Annotated in this window: 26 protein-coding genes; 17 read left to right on the forward strand and 9 right to left on the reverse strand. The window is 51.7% G+C overall.

Annotated features, from left to right (window positions below):
- Positions 1-70 precede the first annotated feature (70 nt).
- Positions 71-1,285 carry a serine hydrolase gene (locus tag PsW74_RS16950; protein ID WP_063287944.1) on the forward strand — a complete coding sequence of 405 codons (1,215 nt, stop codon included), beginning with the start codon at positions 71-73 and terminating at the stop codon, positions 1,283-1,285.
- Here the strand turns inward: PsW74_RS16950 and PsW74_RS16955 are convergent.
- The 4 genes from PsW74_RS16955 to PsW74_RS16970 all read right to left on the reverse strand — a co-directional run bounded on the left by PsW74_RS16955 (position 1,280) and on the right by PsW74_RS16970 (position 3,961).
- Positions 1,280-1,663, reverse strand: coding sequence for a VOC family protein (locus PsW74_RS16955; protein WP_063287945.1), 384 nt, complete (start codon positions 1,661-1,663; stop codon positions 1,280-1,282). The two genes, PsW74_RS16950 and PsW74_RS16955, sit on opposite strands and share 6 nt — an antisense overlap.
- Positions 1,664-1,821: 158 nt before the next feature.
- Positions 1,822-2,187: a VOC family protein gene (locus PsW74_RS16960; RefSeq protein ID WP_063287946.1), complete on the reverse strand. Its 366-nt coding sequence runs from the start codon at positions 2,185-2,187 to the stop codon at positions 1,822-1,824.
- 58 nt (positions 2,188-2,245) lie between these two features.
- Positions 2,246-3,031, reverse strand: coding sequence for an enoyl-CoA hydratase-related protein (locus tag PsW74_RS16965; RefSeq protein ID WP_063287947.1), 786 nt, complete (start codon positions 3,029-3,031; stop codon positions 2,246-2,248).
- An 84-nt stretch (positions 3,032-3,115) separates the two neighbouring features.
- Complete coding sequence (locus tag PsW74_RS16970) at positions 3,116-3,961, reverse strand: LysR family transcriptional regulator (RefSeq protein WP_063287948.1); 846 nt, start codon at positions 3,959-3,961, stop codon at positions 3,116-3,118.
- 97 nt (positions 3,962-4,058) lie between these two features.
- Here PsW74_RS16970 and PsW74_RS16975 point away from each other — a divergent pair, with 97 nt between their 5' ends.
- The 3 genes from PsW74_RS16975 (at position 4,059) to PsW74_RS16985 (ending at position 6,993) form a co-directional block, all read left to right on the forward strand.
- Complete coding sequence (locus tag PsW74_RS16975) at positions 4,059-4,976, forward strand: MBL fold metallo-hydrolase (RefSeq protein ID WP_208980900.1); 918 nt, start codon at positions 4,059-4,061, stop codon at positions 4,974-4,976.
- Between the two features lie 204 nt (positions 4,977-5,180).
- The gene (locus tag PsW74_RS16980; RefSeq protein ID WP_063287950.1) at positions 5,181-6,023 is read left to right on the forward strand and encodes a transporter substrate-binding domain-containing protein; all 843 of its coding nucleotides are present in this window, start codon (positions 5,181-5,183) and stop codon (positions 6,021-6,023) included.
- 13 nt (positions 6,024-6,036) lie between these two features.
- A complete protein-coding gene (locus PsW74_RS16985; protein WP_063287951.1) occupies positions 6,037-6,993 on the forward strand; it encodes an amino acid ABC transporter permease in 957 nt (318 codons plus the stop codon).
- A 20-nt stretch (positions 6,994-7,013) separates the two neighbouring features.
- Here PsW74_RS16985 and PsW74_RS16990 read toward each other — a convergent pair whose 3' ends face one another.
- Together PsW74_RS16990 and PsW74_RS16995 are read right to left on the reverse strand one after the other, a co-directional pair.
- Positions 7,014-7,679 carry a hypothetical protein gene (locus PsW74_RS16990; RefSeq protein ID WP_063287952.1) on the reverse strand — a complete coding sequence of 222 codons (666 nt, stop codon included), beginning with the start codon at positions 7,677-7,679 and terminating at the stop codon, positions 7,014-7,016.
- A gap of 25 nt (positions 7,680-7,704) precedes the next feature.
- Positions 7,705-9,285 (reverse strand): multicopper oxidase domain-containing protein, encoded by a 1,581-nt coding sequence (locus PsW74_RS16995; RefSeq protein ID WP_063287953.1) that lies wholly within the window; start codon positions 9,283-9,285, stop codon positions 7,705-7,707.
- A 556-nt stretch (positions 9,286-9,841) separates the two neighbouring features.
- Between PsW74_RS16995 and PsW74_RS17000 the strand changes: the two genes are divergently transcribed.
- From PsW74_RS17000 to PsW74_RS17045, 10 genes are read left to right on the forward strand one after another with little or no spacing between them, the layout of a single operon-like run.
- Complete coding sequence (locus PsW74_RS17000) at positions 9,842-10,042, forward strand: hypothetical protein (RefSeq protein WP_063310356.1); 201 nt, start codon at positions 9,842-9,844, stop codon at positions 10,040-10,042.
- A gap of 10 nt (positions 10,043-10,052) precedes the next feature.
- Positions 10,053-10,856, forward strand: a complete 804-nt coding sequence (cobA, locus tag PsW74_RS17005; protein ID WP_057463311.1) for a uroporphyrinogen-III C-methyltransferase — start codon at positions 10,053-10,055, stop codon at positions 10,854-10,856.
- The gene (locus PsW74_RS17010) at positions 10,849-11,220 is read left to right on the forward strand and encodes a cytochrome c (protein WP_063287955.1); all 372 of its coding nucleotides are present in this window, start codon (positions 10,849-10,851) and stop codon (positions 11,218-11,220) included. Before cobA ends, PsW74_RS17010 begins: the two co-directional genes overlap by 8 nt.
- Positions 11,217-12,398: a cytochrome D1 domain-containing protein gene (locus PsW74_RS17015; RefSeq protein ID WP_063287956.1), complete on the forward strand. Its 1,182-nt coding sequence runs from the start codon at positions 11,217-11,219 to the stop codon at positions 12,396-12,398. Before PsW74_RS17010 ends, PsW74_RS17015 begins: the two co-directional genes overlap by 4 nt.
- 55 nt (positions 12,399-12,453) lie before the next feature.
- On the forward strand, positions 12,454-13,452 hold the full coding sequence (locus tag PsW74_RS17020) for an Lrp/AsnC family transcriptional regulator (protein WP_063287957.1): 999 nt from the start codon (positions 12,454-12,456) through the stop codon (positions 13,450-13,452).
- Positions 13,449-13,937 carry an AsnC family transcriptional regulator gene (locus PsW74_RS17025; protein WP_063287958.1) on the forward strand — a complete coding sequence of 163 codons (489 nt, stop codon included), beginning with the start codon at positions 13,449-13,451 and terminating at the stop codon, positions 13,935-13,937. Before PsW74_RS17020 ends, PsW74_RS17025 begins: the two co-directional genes overlap by 4 nt.
- On the forward strand, positions 13,934-14,509 hold the full coding sequence (locus tag PsW74_RS17030; protein WP_063287959.1) for an AsnC family transcriptional regulator: 576 nt from the start codon (positions 13,934-13,936) through the stop codon (positions 14,507-14,509). Before PsW74_RS17025 ends, PsW74_RS17030 begins: the two co-directional genes overlap by 4 nt.
- Positions 14,445-15,659 (forward strand): heme d1 biosynthesis radical SAM protein NirJ, encoded by a 1,215-nt coding sequence (gene nirJ / locus PsW74_RS17035; protein WP_057463306.1) that lies wholly within the window; start codon positions 14,445-14,447, stop codon positions 15,657-15,659. The genes PsW74_RS17030 and nirJ overlap by 65 nt, the downstream gene beginning before the upstream one ends.
- Positions 15,634-17,235 carry a nitrite reductase gene (locus PsW74_RS17040; RefSeq protein WP_244271741.1) on the forward strand — a complete coding sequence of 534 codons (1,602 nt, stop codon included), beginning with the start codon at positions 15,634-15,636 and terminating at the stop codon, positions 17,233-17,235. Before nirJ ends, PsW74_RS17040 begins: the two co-directional genes overlap by 26 nt.
- On the forward strand, positions 17,192-18,082 hold the full coding sequence (locus PsW74_RS17045) for a CbiX/SirB N-terminal domain-containing protein (RefSeq protein ID WP_208988024.1): 891 nt from the start codon (positions 17,192-17,194) through the stop codon (positions 18,080-18,082). The genes PsW74_RS17040 and PsW74_RS17045 overlap by 44 nt, the downstream gene beginning before the upstream one ends.
- A 63-nt stretch (positions 18,083-18,145) precedes the next feature.
- On the opposite strand, the gene PsW74_RS17050 is transcribed toward PsW74_RS17045, so the two are convergent.
- Positions 18,146-18,796 carry a peroxiredoxin gene (locus PsW74_RS17050; protein WP_063287961.1) on the reverse strand — a complete coding sequence of 217 codons (651 nt, stop codon included), beginning with the start codon at positions 18,794-18,796 and terminating at the stop codon, positions 18,146-18,148.
- Between the two features lie 98 nt (positions 18,797-18,894).
- Here PsW74_RS17050 and PsW74_RS17055 point away from each other — a divergent pair, with 98 nt between their 5' ends.
- Positions 18,895-19,794 carry a LysR substrate-binding domain-containing protein gene (locus PsW74_RS17055; RefSeq protein ID WP_063287962.1) on the forward strand — a complete coding sequence of 300 codons (900 nt, stop codon included), beginning with the start codon at positions 18,895-18,897 and terminating at the stop codon, positions 19,792-19,794.
- Positions 19,795-19,840: 46 nt separating this feature from the next.
- Here the strand turns inward: PsW74_RS17055 and PsW74_RS17060 are convergent, their stop codons facing one another.
- Positions 19,841-20,560: a Crp/Fnr family transcriptional regulator gene (locus PsW74_RS17060; protein ID WP_208980901.1), complete on the reverse strand. Its 720-nt coding sequence runs from the start codon at positions 20,558-20,560 to the stop codon at positions 19,841-19,843.
- Between the two features lie 649 nt (positions 20,561-21,209).
- Between PsW74_RS17060 and PsW74_RS17070 the strand changes: the two genes are divergently transcribed.
- On the forward strand, positions 21,210-21,641 hold the full coding sequence (locus PsW74_RS17070) for a GNAT family N-acetyltransferase (protein ID WP_063287964.1): 432 nt from the start codon (positions 21,210-21,212) through the stop codon (positions 21,639-21,641).
- A gap of 47 nt (positions 21,642-21,688) precedes the next feature.
- Here PsW74_RS17070 and PsW74_RS17075 read toward each other — a convergent pair whose 3' ends face one another.
- A complete protein-coding gene (locus PsW74_RS17075) occupies positions 21,689-22,174 on the reverse strand; it encodes a hypothetical protein (RefSeq protein WP_057463301.1) in 486 nt (161 codons plus the stop codon).
- 379 nt (positions 22,175-22,553) lie between these two features.
- Between PsW74_RS17075 and PsW74_RS17080 the strand changes: the two genes are divergently transcribed.
- A complete protein-coding gene (locus PsW74_RS17080) occupies positions 22,554-23,615 on the forward strand; it encodes a helix-turn-helix domain-containing protein (protein WP_244271745.1) in 1,062 nt (353 codons plus the stop codon).
- Positions 23,616-23,644: the final 29 nt, after the last annotated feature.

Genomic DNA, 23,644 nt, shown 5'->3' on the forward strand with positions numbered 1-23,644 from the left:
TTGCCAATCTCACAGGCTCACTTTAAGAGAAGAGAGATGATTCCAGCTGGTTGACCTGAGGCGATTTGAAATGCGCACCCTGAAAGAGATGTTTCTTGATCCAATCCTGAGCCTAAAGGATGCGCTGGAGAACCTCTCCCCTGCCAAGCGGATCACGCCGGAGATGATCGCGCTGCGCAACACGTCTGATATGGACCTGCTGTTTCAGGTCTGGAATGGCAATGGCGATGACCTTTCCATGTTCTCGACCGGCTTCCTTTCTCTGGTTGGAGAACAGGGGCTGAGGCGGTCTTTGGAGGATGCACTTGCCGCTTACGGAGCAGCGCAAGAAATCAGCAAAAAAACGCAAAAAAACGCATTTCTCGTCAAAACAACGCACTTTAAGATCGTTGTCCTGTTGGAGCGGGAAAAATCTGGCAAAATCAAAGGCTTATTCATTAAGCCTGCACTGTATCAGGTAGAAAACCTTGATGAGTGCCTGTCTCTGATGCAAGAGATCGTTGGAACGTCCAGCCTTCTCATTCGCAAAGATGGTGTAGAATTTTTCAGCAAAAATGCAGATCAGCCCTTGGCGATTGGCCCAGTTTACAAGCTGTTTGTGATGCAGGAACTGGTGCGCCGTGTGAAAAGCGGTGAGCTGAAGTGGAACCAGAAGGTTCGACTGGAAAAAGACTTGGAATCCCATCCGGTTAGCAGTCTTTACGCTAAAATGAGCGGCGGATTGGTGACCCTGCAGGTGGTTGCACAGCACATGATGGCGGCCTCTGACAATTCCGCTGCTGATGTTGTTCTCAACCTCATCGGCACTAAGCCATTGGAAACGCGAGAAGAACGGACACCGTTCCTGACATCTCGTCAGTTTTATCAACTCAAGGCGGATCGTGATCTTGCCGAGAAATATGGTCAGGCGGGTGTTGCTAAGCGCCGGAAAATTCTGGAGAAAATCGAGGAACGTTCACTGCCCGCGATTGAAGATGTGGCGGACCCATATCTCAGCGGAGTGGAATGGTATGCAAGCGCGGAAGAACTCTGCGATGTGATCGGCGAAATAGCAGATGACAAGGCGATGCAGTTCAACCCTGGCCTGGCGGAAAAGACGGACTGGCAACGCATTGCATTCAAAGCTGGAAGCGAGATCGGTGTGCTTAATTTTACCTATGATCTCAAAGGCTTGAACGGGAAACACTGGCAGGTTGCGGTGACGTGGAACCACGAGGATATTCTGCCGGAGGGCAAGTTGCTCGGCCTCACCAACGCGTTGTTGCAGGAGCTGAAAAAGCTATAGCTTGTGCTGCACCATGTCCTCGGGTTGCATCAGTTCAACGCGGTTGCCGAAGGGGTCATGGGTGGTTCTTCTCAGGAAACCAATGAAAGTCGGGTCCTCTGAAACCTCATAACCCGCATCCCGCAGGTGCTCTGTGAGTTTCATGATATCATCCACCACGAAGGCTGGATGCCCCACCTTGTTGGCCACAAACGGGTCTTGAACGCTCAGGTGCAGATTGACAGAACCTACTGAAAACCAACCACCTTGTTGGTGCCGCGCTATCTCAGGCCGCTCAATTTCTTCAAAGCCCAACAGGTCCACGTAAAACTCGCGGGCGAGCTTATCCCCGTCAGGCGCGATGGGAAGGTTGATGTGTTGCAAACCGAGAACTGTCATCTGCCGAGGCTCCTGTGCCGAGGTGAGCTTGCTTGATTAACTCACCCTCTAACACACACAGGATATCGTGAGGTTTTCGAAAACTCGAAGATTTTCTGTTTATTTATCAATGTCTAAAGCAGAAATTTGAATTCTATTCTGGCGTGCAGCGCCAGCAGTCAGGTCGTCTTCTGCATCAACTCGATGCGGTTGCCAAACGCGTCTTCGGTGAACTTGCGGATATAGCCTGGCAATGGCTTGTCGTCCTTCAACACAGCGCCTGTTGCGGCCAGACGATCAACCGTTTCCTGAAGGCTATCCAACAAAAAGGCGGGATGGGCTTTCTTGTTTGGGGTGAACGGATCTTCCACGCCAACATGCAAGTTAACGCTGCCTGCGGTGAACCAAGCGCCGCCACGGCCTTGTAATGATGCAGGTTTTTCGACTTCGGTAAAACCGAGCAAGCCGATGAAGAAAGCTCGGGCCGCGTCTTCCTGCCCTGCTGGCATGGTCATCTGGACGTGATCAAGTGCAATAATGCCCATATATATCCTCAATTATGGTTTTGGGAGGCGCCGCAACCACACGAGAAGGATACAGGCGCTATTTGAAAACAGGTGAGCGTTTTTCAAGAAACGCGTTCAGGCCCTCGGCATGGTTTTCCGAATTTCCAGCCCGACGCTGCATCTCCGCTTCCCGCACAAGCTGGTCTTCCAACGTGCTATCAGCTGATGCATGAATGAGGTGTTTGGTCATGGCATACGCCGATGTTGGGCCTTTTGCAAGATTAGTTGCAACATCTAGTACCTCACCCTGAAGTTGGTCGTCTTCAATCGCTTCCCAGATCAGGCCCCAATCTGCTGCGCGATCCGCAGTCAGCGGCATACCAGTCAGCATCAACCCCTTGGCACGCACCTCGCCCACCATTCGCGGCAAGTGAAAGGATGCGCCAGCACCAGGGACAAGACCTAACTTGCTGAAAGCGTGTATGAATTTTGCGCTCTTGGCGGCAAACACCATGTCGCAGGCAAAGGCGAGACCAGCCCCGGCACCCGTTGCAACGCCATTCACAGCGCACAAAACCGGCTTTTCCATCTGCCGGATTGCGTGAATAATCGGGCTGTAATGTTGTGTTAGAACATCGCCCAAATCCGGCTTTTCGCCAGTGCTGTCGGGCAGGATGTCGTTGAGGTCCTGCCCGGTGCAAAAGGCGCGGCCTGAGCCGGTGAGGATAACCGTGCGCACCTCAGAGCTGGTTTGGGCCTCGTTCAACGCGGAGAGCAAGTCCTGACGCATTTCTGGTGACAGGGCATTGAGTTTGTCTGGGCGGTTGAGCGTTATTCTCAAAACGCCACCAAGCTGTTCTTTTAAAAGGGTATCCTGCGCCATACTCTCTCGTCCCATGCAATCAGTCACTAAAATCTGCGGGGATACTACCGAATTGCTCAGCCTGCGCCCATAAGCCATTTGGTCTTACCGGTGGGCTTTTGCGCACTCTATGATGTGTTGGATAAAAGCCCGTGTGCGTTTCGGTCTGTGCTTTCGGGCTGGGGTTACAATGTAAAGTGGCACCTCAGGAATCTGCAGCGTGGTTTTTAGGTGATGTAAACGGCCTTGTTCTACCTCATGCTCACAAAGTGAAATTGGCAGCACAGCAACGCAATCCGTTGATAATGCGAGTTGTTTGGTCAAACGGAAGTTGGTGGTCTCTATCGTATGAGTGGAGGTTGTACCCACCGAGAACTCAGCTAGAAAGCCTCCCGGGTCTCGGAGAGCAAAGGAGGCAATGTTGTCTCCTGTGATGAGCTTGTGCGGTTTGCGAGAGAATAGTCCAACAGGGTCATAAGTGTAGCGCTGCGCGATCAGGGTTTCTTCTCCCGGATGCCGCGCGCGGATGGCAAGATCGAAGTGATCTGCCACGAGATCCACCGGACTGTCGCTCATATCAACGTAAAACGAGACCTTGGGATGCAGCTTGCCAAAGCTGTTCAGCAGCGCTTCTAACGTTTCTACCGGATAATCTGTTGGGACGGAAAGGCGAATGTTTCCAGAGAGTTCGTCTTTCTCTAGCAGGTCGCTTTCAGCTTGTAGAAGCGCATCCAAGGCTGGCTCGCACTGCTGCAAAAACCGTTCACCCTCCAGCGTCAAAGAAACCCGCCGTGTGGTGCGGTGAAGCAATTGCACGCCGAGCCGTTCCTCCAACGCTTGCACGCGAGCTGTGACCGTTGAACGGGGAATACTCAGATGCTCTGCGGCCTCAGTGAAGGAGTTCAGGCGAGCGACGTCAACGAAGGTTTGCAACTGGATGATGTTCGTCATTATGCAATTATATCGTTTAATGATGACAGTATTATCTGAATACTCCAGCCACTCAGAGTTTGCTAGCCCTATGCTCCATATAGAGATAGGTGATAAGATGGACAGACGGAAATTTCTTGGTTTGAGTGGAACAACAGCACTGGTTTCTGCTGTTGGTTTGCCTGCACTGGCACATGCAAAAGCGAATGGTTCACCAGAGGAAATACTGCAGATACAGTGGCTTGGCGGCGCCACAATGCTCATCAGCTTTGATGGAGTGACGCTCCTCACGGATCCAGCCTTTGGTGTTGGGAAGCAGGCGATTGTGATGCCGAACCCGAATGAGATGTTTGACCTTGTAAAGGGACCCAATATCAAACCGCAGCCAAGATTTGGGGTGTTACCCGAGTTTGATCTTAGAGCGATAACCGCAACACTGATCAGTCATTCCCATCCAGACCATTTTGATGCAGCAGCAGAGGCGAAAATCGCTTCTGACATGGCGATGATCACGACAGAGCATGACAAACAAGTGTTTGTAAAAAAGGGCTTTTCCAATATCACCGCTCTGCCATGGGGCGAGCAAATGGTGTTCCCGACTAAGTCTGGTCAGATCACCATCACGGCAGTTCCCGCTGAGCATTCTGAGAATGCGGAGATCCTGAAGATCCTGGGGCCGGGTAATGGATACTTCTTTGAGTTTGTGGCCGGTGATTATCGCAGGACCATGTACTGGACCGGTGACACCCTCCCGGTAGATGATGTGATGGCCAAAGTCCAAGCCTTTGGTGCCATTGATGTTCTTGTGCCGCATGTTGGCGGGGTGGGTGTGACGGGCGCTCTTGGGAAGATCAGCATGGATGCCGCAGATGTGGTGGACATGGTGGATCGCCTGAAGCCGAAACGTGTCCTGCCCATTCATCACTCCACGTTTGGGCTGTTCCTTGAACCGATCTGGAAATTGGTGCAGGCGATGGAGAGGCATGAAGCAGGTCTTGATGTCATCGCAGAAGGCAGCACGGTTCAATACCAATAGATGAAGATGTATGTGCGATGACTATTATGAGTCATCGCACATACTATCTAATAAATGGGCAATCAGAAGAATAAATAGATTAGTCCTATAGATTTCACTCAGTGAAACTGAAATGTATTCATATATGAATAAATGAGAATCTCTTGTTTACCTTGGTTCTGTTGCCTAGGATCACCCGGATAATATTATTATTTGGAGGGGTAAATGAATATTATTAAATCAATCGCGAGTATTGGCTCGGTTGTCAGCGTGTCTTTGCTGGCCTTATCTCAACCCGCACTTTCCGGCGAAGTGATGGACCGCGTCATGGAGAGCAAGGTGATCCGTGTCGCGACCAACTCCGGATATCCGCCAGCTTCATTCCTGAATGCTAATGGTGTGTTTGAAGGTTATGACATTGATGTTTCAAAGGAAGTTGCCAAACGTATGGGCGCAAAGGCAGAGTTTCTGAACCCGGCTTGGGAGGCCATTACATCCGGCAAGTGGGGCGGACGCTGGGAGATGTCCATTGGCTCTATGACGCCTACACCCGCTCGTGCGAAAGTGCTCGATTTTCCAGCGGTTTACTATTACACACCGGCTGCGTTTTACGTACATAAAGACGCGTCTTATGAGACGATTTCGGAGCTGAATGGCAAGCGCATCGGGGCCAGCACTGGTTCAACCTTCGAGTACTATCTTCAGCACGAGTTGGAGCTGGACACTGCTTATTCTCCTGCGATCGAGTTCGCCGTGACACCGGGTGAAGTTCGCACCTATGAGGCTGACAGCAACGTTCTGGATGACCTGCGTTTGGGAGATGGCAAACGTCTGGATGCTGGTATCACTTCGGTCCCGACCATTTTGGAAGCGATCAAGGCGAACTATCCGATCCGTATTCTGGGAGAAGCGGTGTTCTTTGAGCCTTTGGCCGTTGTGACGTCTCGTGATGACCCTGAATTCTCTCAGAAAGTCGGCGAAATCATTGAGGAAATGCGGTCTGACGGCACCTTGGTTGAGCTTTCCCAAAAGTGGTTTGGGACTGACCTTGTATCCACGACGCACTAGTGCGGTTGGTCCTATGACACTGCTCGTGAACCTGTTTAGCCATGCGCCCTCCCGGCGCCTGGTTTTCTTCGCGGTACTGGCAGCGTTGCTCATGGCGTTTGATCTGAGCAGCGTTGGGCAATACCTGACGACCCTTCTGAACCTTGATGTGGCCCCTGATACCGCTTCCGTGCTGGCCGCATTCGCGATTTCTGCCGTGATCACAGCAGACGTAGTGTTCGTCTCCAAATTGCCAATGAAGGTGCAAGTGCCGATCTACTGGGCGCAGCTTCTGGCGCTGTTTCTGGGGTTCTTCTACTCATTTGACCTGTCGTTTCCGTTCATTATCGAGCGGTTGCCGATCCTGCTTTACAAGGGGCTGTTCTACACGCTCTTTGTCTCGTTTGCGTCCATCATTTGCGCCAGCTTGCTGGCATTTGCTGGCGCACTTGCCCGTCTGTCCAACTCAGGTCCAGCCTATGCGGCCTCAACGTTCTACGTCTCGTTTTTTCGCGGTACGCCGTTGTTGTTGCAGGTTTATCTGATTTATCTGGGCTTGCCGCAACTTGGCATTACGCTGGATGCAATCCCGTCAGGTATTCTGGCTTTGTCGCTCAGTTACGGGGCTTATATGACGGAGATTTTCCGAGGTGGTATACAGGCGGTTCCACGGCAACAGTCAGAAGCCGCCGCGGCTCTGGGCTTGCAGCCCTGGCAGGTCATGTGGAAGGTGGTTTTGCCTCAGGCAATCCGCATCATCATTCCGCCAACGGGCAACAACTTCATCTCTATGCTTAAGGACAGCTCGCTGGTGTCTGCCATGGGCATTATGGAACTCATGTATCTGGCACGGACGCTTGGGCGCTCCGAGTTCAAACACTTTGAGATGTTGATCAGCGCCGCGCTCATCTACTGGGCGGTGAGTTTTGTCTTTGAGATGATACAGGCACAGCTGGAGAAGCGGTACTCAGCACCGCAGAAGGTTGGGTAAGCAAAAGGAAAGAAGGCCACTCAGGCCTTCTTTCTGTCGCGAAGCAAGTCATGACACTTGAGAGCGCAGTAATAGCCGATGGTGAAGAAGATGCTCATGGCAAGGACTTGTAGATAGAACCGGTCAAACGTGTTCCGATGCAGTATCAGGTTGAGTGCATGGCCTACGTAAACGCCAAACATCATCATGGAAATTGCGAAGACGTGTATGAAGGTTTTTGCGCTTTTTGAAGCCGGATGCCCTTTGCAGTGATCCGCGAAAAAGCAGGTTACAATACAAGCGCCCACCATGATGAGGGTCATCCAGTTCAGATAAACAGCAGCCAGTGTCAGGCTGTTCATCTGTTGCATTGCCAGGTTCTGATCAATGGACAAATCGATCTGGTGGCCCAAAATCATACCGAACCCGCCATAAACAAACCCACTCCAGAAATACGTGAAGAGGTAGCTGGGCATACCTGCGTTTTGCAGGCTGACCATGCCTGCAAAGAATATGGCGAGAACGAAAGCAACTTCAAATACATGAAGGGTATCTGGCCGCGTGATCATTGCCACCACAGCCAGCTGAAGTACGAGCATTACTCCATAACCAATGGGGTTGGTAAGCAGAAAATGGCTCAGAGAAAAGCTGCGCATTCGTTTTGGCTTCCGCTCGTTGTCAGGGCTGATGCCGTGTACCTCAGTCATGTGAACCCGATGTTGTCTCAATCCGTTATTGGTTGTTGTTCCAGTCGTCTTTTTCTTTCAGATCTCTGACGACTTTTACGTGCTGCATCATGCCGCCGTCCTCATGGTAGAGCAGGTGGCAGTGCAAAGGATACTTGCCGACGAAGTCCTTGAACCGCATGCGAAATTTCACGTGCCCATGAGGTGGAACCTGAATAGTGTCTGCCCAGAATGGAAGCTCCAACGTGTAATCCAAGGGGTCTTCGCCCTGAATCTCAAAGACATACATGGGGTTCACATGGATATGGATGGGATGCGGAAACTCGCTTTCATTCTCCAGCGTCCATTCTTCCACGGCGTCCAGTTCAACCCAATGATTGACCACCTCACAGCCGCCAAACTGGCCGTGGTCGATGGTGACGTTCACCCCGCGGTAGTACTTGTCGGGATTGTCCAACGTATTCGCCTGGAAGGTCAGCGTGCGTTTGTTCGTTACTTCTTCTGGGCCAATTGGTTCCAGCAGTCCACCACGCAGGCTTTCAGGGAAAGGCGGTGGAGTGGTGCGCTCAGCCGTTTCGCTCGGCATGTAGATCGCTGCGCCGATCTCTTCGCCGCGCTCCACCTCAATGGCAAAGAGTGGCGGGTTGTTGTGGTACTTGTAATGCGGAATAAACTGGTATTCGACCGAGTCATTTTGCACGTAATAGAACGCGCCGGGCGTGGCTGCCTCGCTGATTTTCAGCAGGATAGAGGCGCGGTTCGCCGGGGCCAGGCTGATGCCCCCTTGTCTGCGGTAGTTGTCAGTGGGGTTGCCGTCATACCCGTAGATAAACATCTGCCCGAAGAACGGGCACTCGAAGTTGATCGATGAGCGCGTGGTCGCGTTCAACAGGCGCAGATTGATCAGCTCTCCCGGTTTTACCTTGATGATCGGGCAGTACTGGCTGTTGACCGTGATGTTGTACTCACTGTTGGGGAACTTGGCGACCTGCTTCTGGTCCTCCACCTTGCCCTCAGCGTTCACGGCAATGTTCTGGAACACCATGCAGTATTCCTTCACACCCATCTCTTTGAGCTGATCATCAAACGCGCCACGCACGATAATCATACCAGCCATGCCGCTGCCAACCTGCAAGGCCACGGACCCGTGCTTGTGCGGGTGATACCAGTAGACCCCTGGAGGGTGATCCGCCGGAATGTCGTACTCGTAGTCATAGGCTTCGCCGGGGCGAATGGTCATGCAGACGTTGTCTCCGGGAGACTCCGGCGTCACGTGCAGGCCGTGTGTATGGATGTTGTAGTTGTTGAACCCGTAAGGGAAGTTGATGTCATCCGGCTCGGTCTGGTCCTGCTCCGGCAACTTGTTGTGTGTGTGAATCTGCAGCTTTGAACCCGGCCTGACCTCAATGGTTGGGCCGGTCAGAGTGTTTCCAGCCTCTTTGGTAAGATCGCTTGTGAAGACACGGGTGTAGGTTGGGACGTTGTGAGGCTTTTCAAAGCTGAAAACATTGTTGGTGTCGTATTCAACATCCAGAGTAACTTCCAGATGCTTTTTTTCAGGATCCATTACGTAAGCTGGCGGGTTTTTGATAGGGCTCAGGAAGGAAAAGGGCTTCGCCTCACTCATGTAGCGGTTCCTCACGTCGGCAGCACTCAAGTGCTTGTTGGTTTTGATTTCAACCTACTGAGGATGGGGGAGTGGTGGAAACGTTGCTTGGCAACGGGGTTAAGGTTCCGTTAGGTAAAAAGGTCGGTTCCAATCTGACCTTACGTTTATTCCCTAAACGCGCACTCCGTGCAGCTCTGATCGGGTGCCAACTTGCCGTTGCCGGGAAGTAAATGCCTGAAACAGAATCTCTTTCTCCAATTTAGAACGATTATTTATTGTGGGAAGTCTACGTATTTTTTGCCTTCGCGTGACCTATGTCAATTTAGCTGGGATATCACCACATGAGGTTGCATTTCTGTGAAATTTCTACACACATCAACCCATTGAAATATATGCGAATAATAGCCTTTCATGAGGCGCTCACAATAACTTGACGATGGTCAATGTAAGAAGCTCGAGGGCAAGCTTACATAACGATGCCGGGTAAGGTTCGTTTCTTTTGGAGTTTATGGTGTCGTTTAAATCAATTCTCCGTTTTTTGGCCAGTATCGCGCAGAAATGCGCAGTCAGCGCCGTGGCTGTAAGCGCTCGTAAGAAGCCAGCAGCATTTGATGACAACACTCTCAATTATGAAGGTGCCATCAAAGACGAACCCCTGATTGCTCCTTGGGGCAAGTTCTATGTCTCTAACACCTTAAAAGACATCGGTTCGGCAACACTCCAGATCACCAGAGGGGCGCGGATTGCCCCTCTATTTTCGCCAGTTTCGATTTGAGGAATGAGTTATGAGAGGCATTGGTAAGGTCAGTCTGATTGGCGCAGGACCGGGTGATCCGGATCTCCTGACAGTGAAAGCTCTGAAGCGCATTCAGGACGCTGAAGTCGTTGTTTACGATCGTCTGGTCTCTCAGGAAATTATGGATCTGGTTCCGCCTAAGACAGCTCTTTATCCTGTCGGGAAGAAGCCGAAGAGCCATCCTATTCCTCAGGAAGAAATCAACCAGTTACTCGTTGATCTCGCCAAAGAAGGTAAGCGTGTTGTGCGCCTTAAAGGTGGGGATCCGTTTATTTTTGGCCGCGGCAGTGAAGAAGCTGCTGAACTGGTCATTGCCGGCGTCGACTATGAAGTCGTGCCAGGCATCACAGCTGCGCAAGGCTGTGCCTCAAGCCTAAACCTGCCACTCACGCATCGCGGCCTTGCAACGGGGCTAAGATACGTAACCGGGCATTGCCAGAAAGATGTACCCCTCGATCTGGATTGGGCCAGCCTTGCGGACCCTAACACCACCCTCGTGATCTACATGGGCCTTGCCGCCATCGCCGAGATTTCTACCAAGCTGGTAGAGCACGGCATGCCTGCTGATATGCCTGCTGTTGCGATCTCGAAGGGCACCACATCGGAAGAGCAGAAAGTGTTCGGCACACTCACCACAATTGGTGAGCAGGCCAAGGCAGCTAAACTACCAGCGCCGACACTGTTCATGATTGGTGATGTTGTGGGTCTGAAAGACTCTCTGGAGCTGCCGTCCTTCTCCGGCAGTGAGGCAAAATGGGGCGATAGACCTCATCTGGAGGTTATCAATGGCTAAGACAGAGCGGAGTGCGCAAAACCCGCTGCGTTCTTTTCTGAAGGCTGGGGTGCTGGCGCTTCCGTTGCTGACTGGAGCGCCCCTTGGGGCTCTTGCCGACGAAGAGGCACTCAAGATCATTGATCGCGAAAAGCTGATAGATTTCGTGCAGCAGGACTGCGGGTCCTGCCACGGTCTGACACTTGAGGGCGGTCTTGGAGGGCCAATCCTTCCAGAAAATCTGGAGCATATGGACTCTGATGTCATTCAGGAAGTGATCCTTGGCGGATTGCCGGGAACGGCAATGCCACCATGGCGCGGCTTCCTCACCGAAACTGAAGCGGCCTTCATTGCGGAAGGTCTTAAAACAGGAGCATTCAAGTGAAGACGTTTTTTGCTGCCGCAGCCTTAGGTGCGGGTCTTTTATTTGCTTCTGCAGCCAGTTCTGAAGACCTGCGCGCCACGGGCGATCTGGGTCTGATTATCGAACGAGCCACAGGAACAGCCCTGATTGTCGAAAGTACAGACCGTACTGTGCTGGCTCAGGTAGAGGGTTTGGGCAACCTCTCGCACGCCTCTGTTGTTTACTCGCGAGACGAGCGCTACGCCTATGTGTTTGGCCGCGATGGTGGCTTGTCCAAAGTGGATATGCTCACTGGCAAGCTTGTTGGCCGTGTTATGCAGGCTGGCAACTCCATCGGCGGCGCTATTTCTGATGATGGCAAGCTGATCGCCGTCGCCAACTACAAGCCGGGCGGCGTGAATGTATTTGACGCGGAAACTCTGGAGCTGGTCTCCGAAGTGCCTGCGATTTATGACGAAGTTGGCAATCAGTCCAAGACCATTGGACTTGTGGATCTGCCCGGTCGCCGCTTTGCTTTCTCCCTTTGGGATGGCGAGCAAACATGGATTTTGGACTATTCCAAGAGCCTGAAGCCTGAGATCACCAAACTGGAAGACATCGGTGTCTTCCCATACGATGCGCTCGTGACTGGCGATGGCCGCCACTACATCGTTGGCCTGTTTGGTGAAGATGGTCTGGCCCATGTGGACCTTTGGAAAGAGCCGCTGAAAGTCGAGCGCATCATGGATGGCTACGGCAAGGGCGAAGAGCCTCTTCCGGTCTACAAGATGCCCCATCTGGAAGGCTGGGCGAAAGCCAACGGCATGTACGCACTGCCAGCCATTGGTCGTCACGAAGTGCTGTTCATGGATGAGCGTGACTTCACTGAAGTTGATCGCGTGAAGGTACATGGTCAGCCGGTGTTTGCCATGGCGCGTCCTGATGGTCGTCAGATCTGGGTGAACTTTGCGCCTCCACACAACGATACCATTCAGGTGATCGATATTCTGGAACGCAAGATCATCAAAACGATGAAGCCGGGACCGGGCGTGTTGCATATGGAGTTCACTCCGCGCGGCAACGAAGTCTGGATGTCCGTTCGTGACAAGAATGAAATTCATGTCTACGACACAACGGATTTCTCCCTGAAAGAGGTTCTGCCAGCAGAAAAACCAAGCGGCATCTTCTTTACTTCACGTGCACACCAGCTGGGGCTTTAGGTCCCGGCTTTCCCAGGGCGGCACTGGCCGCCCGAGCGATTGGGGAGTTTGCGATATGAGCGCACAGCTGAGTGATATTGATCTTGTATTGGTGGACAAGTGGCAGCATAATTTTCCGCTTGTCCCTAAGCCATTCAATCTCATAGCCCGGGAAACCGGGGTGGACGCTTTAGACGCGATCAGCAGTTACGAACGGCTGGTCGCAAATGGCGTCATTTCGCGCATTGGCGCGGTACTGGCTCCAAATACAGTGAGCGCAAGTTGTCTGGCCGCGGTGTCAGCGCCTCCACACTTTGTGGAAACGGCGGCGCAGCTCATCAACGATGAACCGGGGGTCAACCACAACTACCTGCGTGAGAATGATCTCAACATCTGGTTTGTGGTTGTTGAACGGGATCGGGCGACGTTAGAGGCCACGCTCGCCCGTATTGAGCAGAACACCAATCTGGTGGTTCATGCTTTTCGGATGGAAAAGGCTTTCCACCTGGATCTGGGGTTTTCTTTGACAGAGCAGCGGCTGGAAAAGAAGACCCCCGTACTCCCGCCGGTCGATATGTCAGTTCTGGAGCCCGGTGACATTAACCTGCTGGAAAAGCTGTCTGATGGCATTCCTCTTTCGGACCGCCCGTTCCTGCGCATTGCGCTGAAGCTGGGGCGCTCTGAGACCTCCGTGCTTGAACGGCTGAAGGTGCTGCAGGATGCTGGCATCATTCGCCGGTTTGGTGTGGTCGTGCGGCATCGGTCCATCGGTTACAAGGCGAATGCGATGACGGTCTGGAATGTTCGTGATGAGCATATTGATGACGTTGGCGCCATATTCTCTGCTGACCCGATGGTGAGCCTTTGCTACCAGCGCAACAGAGAGATGCCGCTTTGGCCGTACAACCTGTACACCATGACCCACGCAAACAGCCGTGAAGAGGCGCTGGAGGTCATCAACCGGCTTTCCACCACGGCCACGCAGCACGTGATGAGCAGCGACGTGCTGTTCTCCACCAAGTGCTTCAAGCAGCGTGGTGCCCGTCTGTCTCGCAGTGTTGGAGTAAGTGCATGAGCACAGATATTACCCACCTGAATGAACCTGCCAAGGTGCATCTGGATGATCTGGACCGCAAGCTGATCAACCGCTTGCAGGATGGTTTGCCGGTTGTCTCCAAGCCGTATGCAGCGGTTGCAGAGGAACTGGGCATTGCGGAAGACTTGCTGCTTGAACGCCTGCAATGGCTGTTAAAAGCGCGCATCCTCACCCGCTTCGGGCCTATGTTCGACATCGCTCAAATGGGCGGGGCCTTTTGCTTGTGCGCTATGGCTGTGCCGGAAGAGCGCTATGACGAGGTGACTGAACAGGTGAACTCGTTGGAAGAGGTGGCGCACAACTATGCCCGTGATCACGAGCTGAATATGTGGTTCGTGCTTGCCACGGAAACCCCTGACGAAATTGAGAGTTGTGGGAAACGCATTGAAGAGCTGACCGGAATCCCAGTCCGGCTATTCCCGAAAGAGCGCGAGTTTTTCATTGAGTTTAAGGTTCCAGTATGAGCACGCATAGTATCGAAGAATTCTCCGAATTTGACCGTGCTCTGGTGGCTGCGCTGCAAGAAGGTTTGCCGCTTGTCTCCGAGCCCTACGCGCAGATTGCCTATCAGCTTGGCGTGAGCGAAGAACTGGTGCTGGAGCGAGTCGCTTCCATGAAAGAAAACGGTGCAATTCGTCGTATTGCGGCTGTGCCAAATCATCGCGCCCTTGGCATGCGTGCCAACGGCATGTCCGTCTGGAATATCGTTGATGAGGACGTTGAGCGCATTGGACAAATGATGGGTTCTCTGGACTTTGTGTCCCACTGCTATCAACGCCCAAGATGGCTACCTACATGGCCGTATAATGTCTTTGCCATGGTGCATGGAAAGACTCGCGAAGAGTGTCTGACTTTAGTCAAGGAAATAGAGGCGCTCATAGGGACATCATGCAATGGAAATGATGTCCTGTTTTCGACAAAAACCCTGAAAAAAACAGGACTTAGACTTCGTCGCAGAGGGGAGAGCCCGCGTGTTTCGTCTGACCCATTATCTCAAAGCTCTAGCGGATCCGTATCCACTTCCACCAGCGCGTAAACCTGCTGGTCCGGTTGTTATCTGGAACTTGATCCGCCGTTGTAATTTGAAGTGCAAGCATTGTTATACAACCTCAGGCGATGTAGATTTTCCCGGCGAGCTTTCAACCAAGCAGGCCTATGAGGTTATTGATGACCTGAAGGGCTTCCGCGTCCCGGTTATCATCTTCTCTGGTGGTGAGCCGCTGATGCGTCCGGATATGCTGGAGCTGTCGGCCCATGCCAAACAGCTTGGCTTCTATACCGCCCTGTCCACCAACGGCACGCTTATCGACAAAGATATGGCGCGTAAGATTGGTGAGATCGGTTACGACTATGTTGGCATCTCACTGGATGGCATCGGCAAGGTGCATGATGACTTCCGCGGCATGGATGGTGCGTTTGACCTGTCCTTGCAAGCAGTGCGTTACCTGCGCGAGGAAAACGTGAAAGTTGGCCTGCGCTTTACACTGACAGAAGAAAATGCCGATACGCTGGATGACTATCTGGACCTGTGCGCCCGCGAGAAAGTAGACAAGATCTACCTGTCTCACCTTGTCTACGCAGGACGCGGCAACAAAAACCGTGGTGAAGATGCGCACCTGAACGTGACCCGTAAAGCCATGACCCACCTGATTGAAAAGGCGTGGGAAGATGTGCTGGCTGGCAAGTCCAACGAATACGTGACCGGCAACAACGATGCGGATGGCATCTACCTGTTGCAGTGGGTGCGTGAGAACATGCCGGAAAAAGCTGGGTATCTGGAAGATATGCTGGAGCGCTGGGGTGGCAATGCCTCTGGTGTGAACATCGGCAACATCGATAACACCGGCAAAGTGCATCCGGACAGCTTCTGGTGGCACTACACAATCGGAAACGTAAAAGAGCGCAAGTTCTCCGAGATTTGGCAGGATGTGTCCGATCCGGTCATGGCTGGTTTGAAGCAGACCCCGCGCCAGATCAAAGGCCGCTGCGGATCTTGCCAATACTTCAACATCTGTAACGGCAACACGCGTGTGCGCGCGCTGCAGCTGACGGGCGACCCTTGGGCGGAAGATCCATCCTGTTACCTGACGGATGAAGAGATCGGCCTTGGGGATGCAAACCACCAGCGCGTTGAAACAACACCATTCCGGGGAGCTCGTCATGAAGCCAAACACGTTTATGCCTAAACTCGCCGGAGTTTTGCTGGCAACCTGCATGTTGGCAGGCGCTGCGGAAGCACGCGGTAAAAAGCTTGAGCTTTATCCAGTCTCTGACGCCACAAAAGGCACCTATCAGGAGCTTTGTGCGGAGTGTCATGGTGGTGACCGCTTAGGCGGCATTGGCCCTGCGCTCATCCCGGAAAGCCTGAAGCGTCTGCGCGTAAGTGCTGCGACATCGACCATCAAGGATGGTCGTGTCCACACACAAATGCCAGCCTTCGGGGATCAGCTCAACGATCAACAAGTCGCTGATCTGGTGAATCTGGTAAAGACCCCATTGGGCGCAATGCCGGTGTGGGGTGAAGAGGAAATCAACGCGACCCGCGTGTTCAACGAGGACTACAAGCCCGTTGAAAAGCCGGTCTATGAATCCGATCCACTGAACCTGTTTGTGGTCGTGGAGACTGGGGATCACTACGCCACCGTCATGGATGGCGATACGTTTGAACCGCTCACCCGCTTCAAAACCCAGTTTGCACTGCATGGCGGCCCTAAGTTTACACCGGACGGACACTACGTGTTCTTCATGTCCCGTGATGGCTGGATCACCAAGTACGATATGTGGGCGCTGAAAGTGGTTGGCGAAGTGCGCGGCGGTATCAATGCCCGTAACATCGCGCTTTCCCGCGATGGCAAGCACATTGCACTGGCAAACTACCTGCCACATTCTCTGGTGATGTTGTCTGCTGAGGATCTCACCGTTGAGAAGATCTTTGATGCAGAGTCTTTGGGCGGCGAAACCACTCGTGTTTCTGCTGTTTATCAAGCGCCTGAACGTGACAGCTTCGTTGTTGCCATGAAGGATGTGCCTGAAGTCTGGGAAGTGGCGACCAATCCAAAGGCAGAGCCTGAGTTTGATGCCTATGTCGATGCCGAGAACTACGGCAAGGATGGTGCAAAACCAACATCTGAAGGTTTGTTCGCCCTGCGCCGTATTCAGGTTGATGCGCCGATGGACGATTTCTTCTTCGATCAGTCCTACAAGCATCTGATGGGATCGTCTCGTGACGGTAAGAGCGGTGTTGTGGTGGACATGGATGAAGGCGCGACCATTGCCAAAATCGATCTGCCCGGCTTCCCGCATCTAGGCTCCGGCATCAGCTGGGAGTGGCAGGGGAAACCAGTGATGGTGACGCCGCATCTGAGCGAGAGCAAGATTTCTGTGATCGACATGTCCAACTGGTCCGTATTGAAGACACTTGATACGGCGGGTCCGGGCTTCTTCATGCGATCTCACGAAAACTCCAAGTACGCTTGGGCGGACGTGTTCTTTGGTCCAAACAAAGACCAGATGTACGTGATCGATAAAGAAACACTTGAGATCGTAAAGACGCTGAAACCGCTCCCGGGTAAAACCGCTGCTCATATCGAGTTTGACCGTGATGGTAGCCACGCCATTCTCTCTATCTGGGAAAATGACGGCATGATCATCATTTACGATGCGAAAACGCTTGAAGAAGTGAAGCGCATTCCAATGAGTAAGCCATCTGGAAAGTACAATGTCTGGAACAAGATCACCTTCTCCGCTGGTACGAGCCACTAGTGATCTGGCACTTGTTCTTGCTGCTCATGGAGATCTGGGTGGCAAGGGCGCCGACAACACACCAGGCCATGTTCGCCTGAAAAATGCTCTGGCGCTCTTACTGCCTGAACTGGATGTGGTGAGTGGGGTGATGAAAGGAACCCCGCCCCTACAGGAAGTAGTCGAAAGCCTCCCGCACGAGCGCGTGCTTGTGCTTCCTCTCCTCTTAAGTAACGGCTACTTCTGCAAAACAGTCCTGCCTCGCCGCTTGGGGCTGGACCCAAACCTGCAACAACAGAAAGAAGGTGCATGGCAAAATCTGAACCGAGACGGGCAGTATATCAAGCTGTTACCCCCGCTTGGTGTATTGGCCTTTCTACCTGATCTGGCTTCACAGAGTATTCAAAGTACTCTGGCACCAAACAGCAAAAGCACGTTGTTAAAGCCTGAACTCGACCGGGAAGTGCTAATCGTTGCCCATGGCTCGACAGTCGGACCGGAATCACGGCTTTGCGCGCTTCAACTCAAAGAGCATCTGGAAAATCGTTACGGTTACAAGCAACTTCGCGTGGCATTCCTCTCCGAGGAACCCTTCGTCGAAAAGGCTGTCCTGACGCTTTCCGCAGATGCAATCGTTGTTCCGCTATTTGCCAGTGGAGGCCTACACGGTCAGGAAGATATCTCCAAAATTATGGAGAGCGCTTCTGCGGGATGTAAACTTGCACCGGTAATTGGCTGTGAGCATGCTCTTGCGCAGCACCTGGTCCGCTATCTGCAAGAAATTGGCTTAACTCGTGGCTTCGCCAACCAAAGAGTTTCAGTGCTACGAGATTTGCCCACACAGCCTACAAGGGCTGCTCTGAGATAACTCTGATTTTTGAGTGAGATGTTCAGGCACTTTAATCGCCTGAACTCCGTCTCAGGTTTCGTATTAAGCAGGCACATCTTTCTTAGAGAAGTACCAGTCTACGTATTCATAACCAGCTGATCTACGTGTTTCAGCCAGATCCGCTGTTGCTGGCGGTGGCACGATTACTTTGTCACCAGGCTGCCAGTTTTCTGGAGTCGCAACACCGTGTTCGGTAGATGTTTGCAAGGCTTTGATCAAGCGTAGGAACTCATCAACTGAACGCCCGTTGGTCATTGGGTAGTAAACCATCGCCCGCAGAATTCCTTCAGGATCAATAATGAAAGTTGCGCGAACAGCAGAAGTGTCTGAGGCTCCAGGCTGGATCATGCCGTAGGCTTTGGCGACTTCCATTGAGAGGTCTGCAATGATCGGGAAAGGTATGTGAACGCCAAACTTTTCCTCGATGTTTCGCATCCACGCGATGTGTGAGTAGTGACTGTCGATAGACAGGCCAAGCAATGCTGTATTGAGCTTGCCAAAATCTTCTGCTGCATTCGCAAAAGCAATGAATTCAGTTGTGCAGACAGGCGTAAAATCAGCTGGATGTGAAAAGAGAACCAGCCATTGACCTTTGTAATCACTCAATGATTTGGTGCCATCAGTCGTCGGAGCAGTAAAATCTGGTGCTGGTGTGTTCAGCTGCGGCAATGTGATGATAGTTTCTTCTGACATTTATTTTCCTCGGGCTCAATTGATTTGATAAATGCACAATATCGATCTATATTAATTAGTGAAATTGATTAATAATAATATAGTGATCTATAAAACATATGAGTCATCTACCAAGCCTTCGCCAGCTGGAATTTCTGGTGGCCCTTGTTGAAGAGCAACATTTTGGCAGGGCAGCAGAAAAATGTAATGTGAGCCAGTCGGCTCTAAGTACAGCGCTCAAAGAGCTGGAACAGAATCTTGGTGTTCATCTGGCGGAACGAACCAAGCGTTCTGTCACAATTACACCTCTGGGCAACTCACTGGCTGATCGCGCACGTCACATCCTGCTCGATACAAAAGCCTTTGTAGATTTTGCTGCGGCAAACTCTAAGTTCCTGTCTGGAGATATGAAACTGGGTGTGATTTCTACAGTTGGACCTTATCTGCTTCCTGGGATAATGCCGCAGCTTCGGAAGAAGTTTCCGGAACTTCGCCTCTTTATCAAAGAGGGCATCACTCATGACCTGTTGGCTGCATTACAGAGCGGACATCTGGATGCCGTTTTGCTGGCACTCCCATTTGAGATTGGCGACCTTGTTCAGTTTCCATTGTTTGAAGATGGATACAAACTGGCTGTCACACCTCAACATCCGCTTGCAAACCGGCAACATGTAGAAGGTCTGGACCTGACAGATACCAAGATGATGTTGCTGGAAAAAGGGCATTGTTTACAACAGCATGCCCTGTCTGCATTTTTGCCCGACGGCCCAGTCCAAGACAGCTCATTTGAGGCGACTAGCCTCTCCACTTTGGTGGGTATGGTGGCAGAAGGGCTGGGAACTACACTTCTGCCAGACGTCGCGATTACTGCAGGACTGACGGATAATTATGATGTGTGCCTCATCGATGTAGATAAGGCACTGCCAAGAGAAATAGCGCTTGTATGGCGAAAAAGCTCACCACGGGGAGAGGAACTACAACATCTTGGCGAGTTCATCAAACAAGCCTATGAGGGATGAAAACCCAGGCGCGGACAAGCGAATAAAATCATTTTAGCGCAACATCTTAGCCGTGGCTTGAATGCATAACCACTGTGCGTTCCTGCTCTACCAATGTGCGCAGAACCTGAACGTTGGAAATGATTGCCCGGTTCTGTTTGACCTCGACGCCATAGCTTTTCAGCTTCTGGAACGCGCGAGACAGGCTTTCCGGTTTCATGCCCAGACGACCCGCGATGAGTGCTTTGTCGTAGGGCAACACCAATGTGCAGGAACCAGCAGGTTCTGTGCTCAGGTTCAGCAAGAATTCGGCAACACGTTGTGCACCGGTATGCGTCTTCAGTCCTTCAATCTGCAACACAAGTTGATGCAGGTGCATGGACAAAGAGGACATCATTGCAAGTGCGATGTTTGGATCTGCTGCAATTGAGTTGGCCAGGTGGGCCACTGGAATGCAGAGCACCACACTATCCGTAACCGCTTCACCAGAGGCTGGATAATTTGAGTTTGTAAAGGCAGCACCTTCAGCGAAGGTTTGCCCACGGGTGAAAACTCCTACAACGGCTTCATCACCGCTGCTTGTCGCGCGAAAAACTTTGACCCATCCTTCCAGCACGATAAAGAACGCGTCTGCCTTATCGTCCTGAAAAAAAATCATCTCACCGCGCGAGACAGATTTTTTGGTGGCACCCCGAAGCAGCTGTTCTCTTGCCTCGGTACTCAACCGTTTAAGCAAGGGAATTTCAGCGAGCTTCTCCACTTCACTGCTAACTATTGTAGTAGACATTTTTACAGACCTCTCCCACGATCAACCCAATCGTACTGTTGCGTAGATGAAGGACGTTGATCTAACGCAAGTGTTTTTGCGCAATTGGCACCTTGCAGTTGTCCTTTTGAAAGCAAAAAGGACCTAACGAAAATCAAGGAAGTAGAGAACTCAGAGGATTAGGGTCCACTATAGGGAAGGTTTTCACTCAGTTCACTGAGCGAATAAACTTGCCTTTTTGGCTCAATAATATGTTTAAAACTGTCCTTTGGAATGTTTTTTACCCGTTGTTGACGGTGAAACGAGCCTGTTCGGTGGCGAAGACGCGTCCGGAATGGGATACGGGCAACGGTTGCGTCTTCACCATCAAGTCCCGAAGCCGGCTAATATTTTTCGGAAATCATGAAATGATAAGGCGCAGATATTTGCACCCTTAGCAGCACATCGAACTTGGAAATCTGAGTTGCCTTGACATTGCGCCCCTGAGGTTTAGGGTGCGTATTCCTAATGTGTTTCAGAGGAGATTTGATGTCCCGGATCTGAGGGTTCAAACGAAGAACCCCTATGCATGCTTTCAACCTTAAGACCGTGCCATTTGCACGGCTGGTTCCGCATGCCTTCATTTTCCGAACATCAAGCGCCGATTAACGGCACTCTTCAGGACATAGAAATGATCCGCAAATTTGAAACTCGCGACACCGAGTCCATTGTTGACGTCTGGCTTGAGGCCAGCAAACTCGCTCACCCTTTTCTGAGCGACAGCTTTTTAGCTCATGAAACCGACAACATCCGAAACATGTATCTGCCCAATGCAGAGACATGGGTTGCTGAAATGAACGGCGCTGTCGTCGGGTTTATTTCATTATTTGGCAATGAAGTGGGCGGACTGTTTGTGCATCCAGATTTTCACGGGCGCAAGCTCGGGAAGGCTTTGATGGACAAGGCGACATCGCTTCATGACAGTGTTGAACTGGAAGTCTTCAAGCACAATCCCATCGGGCGTGGCTTTTATGCTCGCTACGGCTTTGAGGAAATGCATGAAGACTTTAATGAGGATACGCAGCAGTTGGTCATCCGGCTGACGTACTCCGCCGCGGTTTAGGTGGAGCAGAAGGAGAGGGTGCCTTGCACTCTCTCCAAGTCTTGGTGTTAGCGATGGTTTTTGCGGCCTTCAGACACTTTCATGAAAACCAAAGCCATCACAACGGCCATGCCCACATGTCCGAGGAATGAGGACTGCGTATAAGCGCCAAAGTCCATCATGAAGCTTCTGCCAATAAAGGGCGCGAGCATACCTTGCGCGATGTACCAGAGGAGTACACCAGCAACCACGCCAGAAATCCAAAACCGAAGTCTGGTCACTTGATGCACTGCAAGCACAGCAAGCGGAAAGACAATTGCGCCAACGGAAAAGTGGATTAGGAAGGCGAGACCATATGGAATGGAGAGCCCGAATAACTTGTTCGCCAGTGCTGTAACGAGATATGCAGGTTCCAGAACCGGCCCAAACAGAAGCGGTGAGACAAACCAGGCATAAGCTTCAAAGGCGGTTTCGCCAATGACACCGGCCAGCAGCAGCGTGGGCAATACGGTTACGAACGAGGAGGCAGGAGGAACAGAAGTATCCAGGGCCATTGGGAGATCCTTAAGAAGCTCGATGGGGAAACGCACAGATCGAGATATGTGCAGTGAGCACTTCTTTAGGTGTGAGTTTGGAAAGGGGAATACAAGACAGCTCCGTTCCCAGTTTAATCACATTACGTTCACCTGAATGAGAGCCATTGGGCCGGAAACTAATGCCTGCGTCTTCCCCGCTCATTGTGCTCGCTTCATGCATCAATGCAAGATTCTCAGGAAAAAACTCAGTTTTCAGGCGGTTCCAAACAAAATGCACAATGATCTGGACGCCACGTCATTGTTCGAGGGGCTCTTGGAGATGTATATAATTGCTATAAGGTTTTAGTAAAAGCACGTATAAATTGAGTTGATTTTACGAGGACATATTTTGAGTGAGGTGGATCTCATTGACGGAGCGCCAAGAGCGGAGATTTCTCAGCCTATTCCTCAGGCTGTGTTTTCCGTTGATGGCGTTGCGCCAGATGAGCGCTTCCCTCTCTGGAAGGAAAGTATCTCCTTCATGTTTCAGGTGGAAGCAGACCATGCCGTCAGGTCTGATGAATTCACTGCAGAAGTAGATGCGCATATGTTCGGGCAAATTATTCTGGCCCGGACAAAAAGCAGAAAGCAGTTTTGGGAAAGGAGTGAGCTGACTATCGCAAAAGATGGGATGGACCACTTCATGATCCAACTGTTTGAAACAGGAGACATGATTTTCGAGCATGACGGTGCACAACATTCTGTCGCACAGGATGGCCTCATCATTTTTGATTTAGCCAGGACATCAAAATCCTGGACCAATACATTTTCAAACCTATCCCTGATTATTCCCAGGGAGTTGCTCGAACCTAAGCTGGTTTATCCAGATGGGCAGCATATGCGGAGATTGCCTGCCGCGCAGCCCATGGTTCAGCTTCTTTATAGTCATATTAAAACGTTGAAAGAGTTGTCGGGTCAACTGAGCTTCTCACAAGCAGCAGATATTAACCCGGCAACGATTTCACTCGTTACGGCCTGTTTGAACAGCACGTCTGAAGGTGTGGTTCTGGTCGAAACAAACAGCCATGCCGCACAGATTATGCTGGCAAAACGAACAATCAGTGAGCACCTGTCGAACCCGGATCTGTCACCAGAAACTGTGGCTATAAAAGCAGGTATCTCGCGGTCAAAGCTTTATGAGATGTTCCGCAATCACGGCGGTGTGAAAAGCTTCATTCTGGAGCAACGTCTCAAAGGCGCAATGATAGCGCTCATAAGCAACAGTAATACCCACCGCTCAAACTCAGAAATCGCGTTTTCCTTCGGTTTTACCTATGAGAGCACCTTCAGCCGTGCTTTCAAAAAACGCTTCTCCATGACCCCATCTGAAGCCCGAAACTCCGCCGGCATTGCCTGGACCAGGGCCATGAGCACCCCAAATGTAGACCGCCGCTACGAAGACTGGGTGAAGTATTTGTGAGAGGTAACCGGCGACGAGTTATCTCCGCC

It is taken from the genome of Pseudovibrio sp. W74 (assembly GCF_001623085.1).
Lineage (GTDB): Bacteria > Pseudomonadota > Alphaproteobacteria > Rhizobiales > Stappiaceae > Pseudovibrio.

Coding starts and splice junctions, on each gene's coding strand:
- PsW74_RS16950 (WP_063287944.1), top strand. CDS start 71: ATGCGCACCCTGAAAGAGATGTTTCTTGATCCAATCCTGAGCCTAAAG.
- PsW74_RS16955 (WP_063287945.1), bottom strand. CDS start 1,663: ATGACAGTTCTCGGTTTGCAACACATCAACCTTCCCATCGCGCCTGAC.
- PsW74_RS16960 (WP_063287946.1), bottom strand. CDS start 2,187: ATGGGCATTATTGCACTTGATCACGTCCAGATGACCATGCCAGCAGGG.
- PsW74_RS16965 (WP_063287947.1), bottom strand. CDS start 3,031: ATGGCGCAGGATACCCTTTTAAAAGAACAGCTTGGTGGCGTTTTGAGA.
- PsW74_RS16970 (WP_063287948.1), bottom strand. CDS start 3,961: ATGACGAACATCATCCAGTTGCAAACCTTCGTTGACGTCGCTCGCCTG.
- PsW74_RS16975 (WP_208980900.1), top strand. CDS start 4,059: ATGGACAGACGGAAATTTCTTGGTTTGAGTGGAACAACAGCACTGGTT.
- PsW74_RS16980 (WP_063287950.1), top strand. CDS start 5,181: ATGAATATTATTAAATCAATCGCGAGTATTGGCTCGGTTGTCAGCGTG.
- PsW74_RS16985 (WP_063287951.1), top strand. CDS start 6,037: ATGACACTGCTCGTGAACCTGTTTAGCCATGCGCCCTCCCGGCGCCTG.
- PsW74_RS16990 (WP_063287952.1), bottom strand. CDS start 7,679: ATGACTGAGGTACACGGCATCAGCCCTGACAACGAGCGGAAGCCAAAA.
- PsW74_RS16995 (WP_063287953.1), bottom strand. CDS start 9,285: ATGAGTGAGGCGAAGCCCTTTTCCTTCCTGAGCCCTATCAAAAACCCG.
- cobA (WP_057463311.1), top strand. CDS start 10,053: ATGAGAGGCATTGGTAAGGTCAGTCTGATTGGCGCAGGACCGGGTGAT.
- PsW74_RS17010 (WP_063287955.1), top strand. CDS start 10,849: ATGGCTAAGACAGAGCGGAGTGCGCAAAACCCGCTGCGTTCTTTTCTG.
- PsW74_RS17020 (WP_063287957.1), top strand. CDS start 12,454: ATGAGCGCACAGCTGAGTGATATTGATCTTGTATTGGTGGACAAGTGG.
- PsW74_RS17025 (WP_063287958.1), top strand. CDS start 13,449: ATGAGCACAGATATTACCCACCTGAATGAACCTGCCAAGGTGCATCTG.
- PsW74_RS17030 (WP_063287959.1), top strand. CDS start 13,934: ATGAGCACGCATAGTATCGAAGAATTCTCCGAATTTGACCGTGCTCTG.
- PsW74_RS17040 (WP_244271741.1), top strand. CDS start 15,634: ATGAAGCCAAACACGTTTATGCCTAAACTCGCCGGAGTTTTGCTGGCA.
- PsW74_RS17045 (WP_208988024.1), top strand. CDS start 17,192: ATGTCTGGAACAAGATCACCTTCTCCGCTGGTACGAGCCACTAGTGAT.
- PsW74_RS17050 (WP_063287961.1), bottom strand. CDS start 18,796: ATGTCAGAAGAAACTATCATCACATTGCCGCAGCTGAACACACCAGCA.
- PsW74_RS17055 (WP_063287962.1), top strand. CDS start 18,895: ATGAGTCATCTACCAAGCCTTCGCCAGCTGGAATTTCTGGTGGCCCTT.
- PsW74_RS17060 (WP_208980901.1), bottom strand. CDS start 20,560: ATGTCTACTACAATAGTTAGCAGTGAAGTGGAGAAGCTCGCTGAAATT.
- PsW74_RS17070 (WP_063287964.1), top strand. CDS start 21,210: ATGATCCGCAAATTTGAAACTCGCGACACCGAGTCCATTGTTGACGTC.
- PsW74_RS17075 (WP_057463301.1), bottom strand. CDS start 22,174: ATGGCCCTGGATACTTCTGTTCCTCCTGCCTCCTCGTTCGTAACCGTA.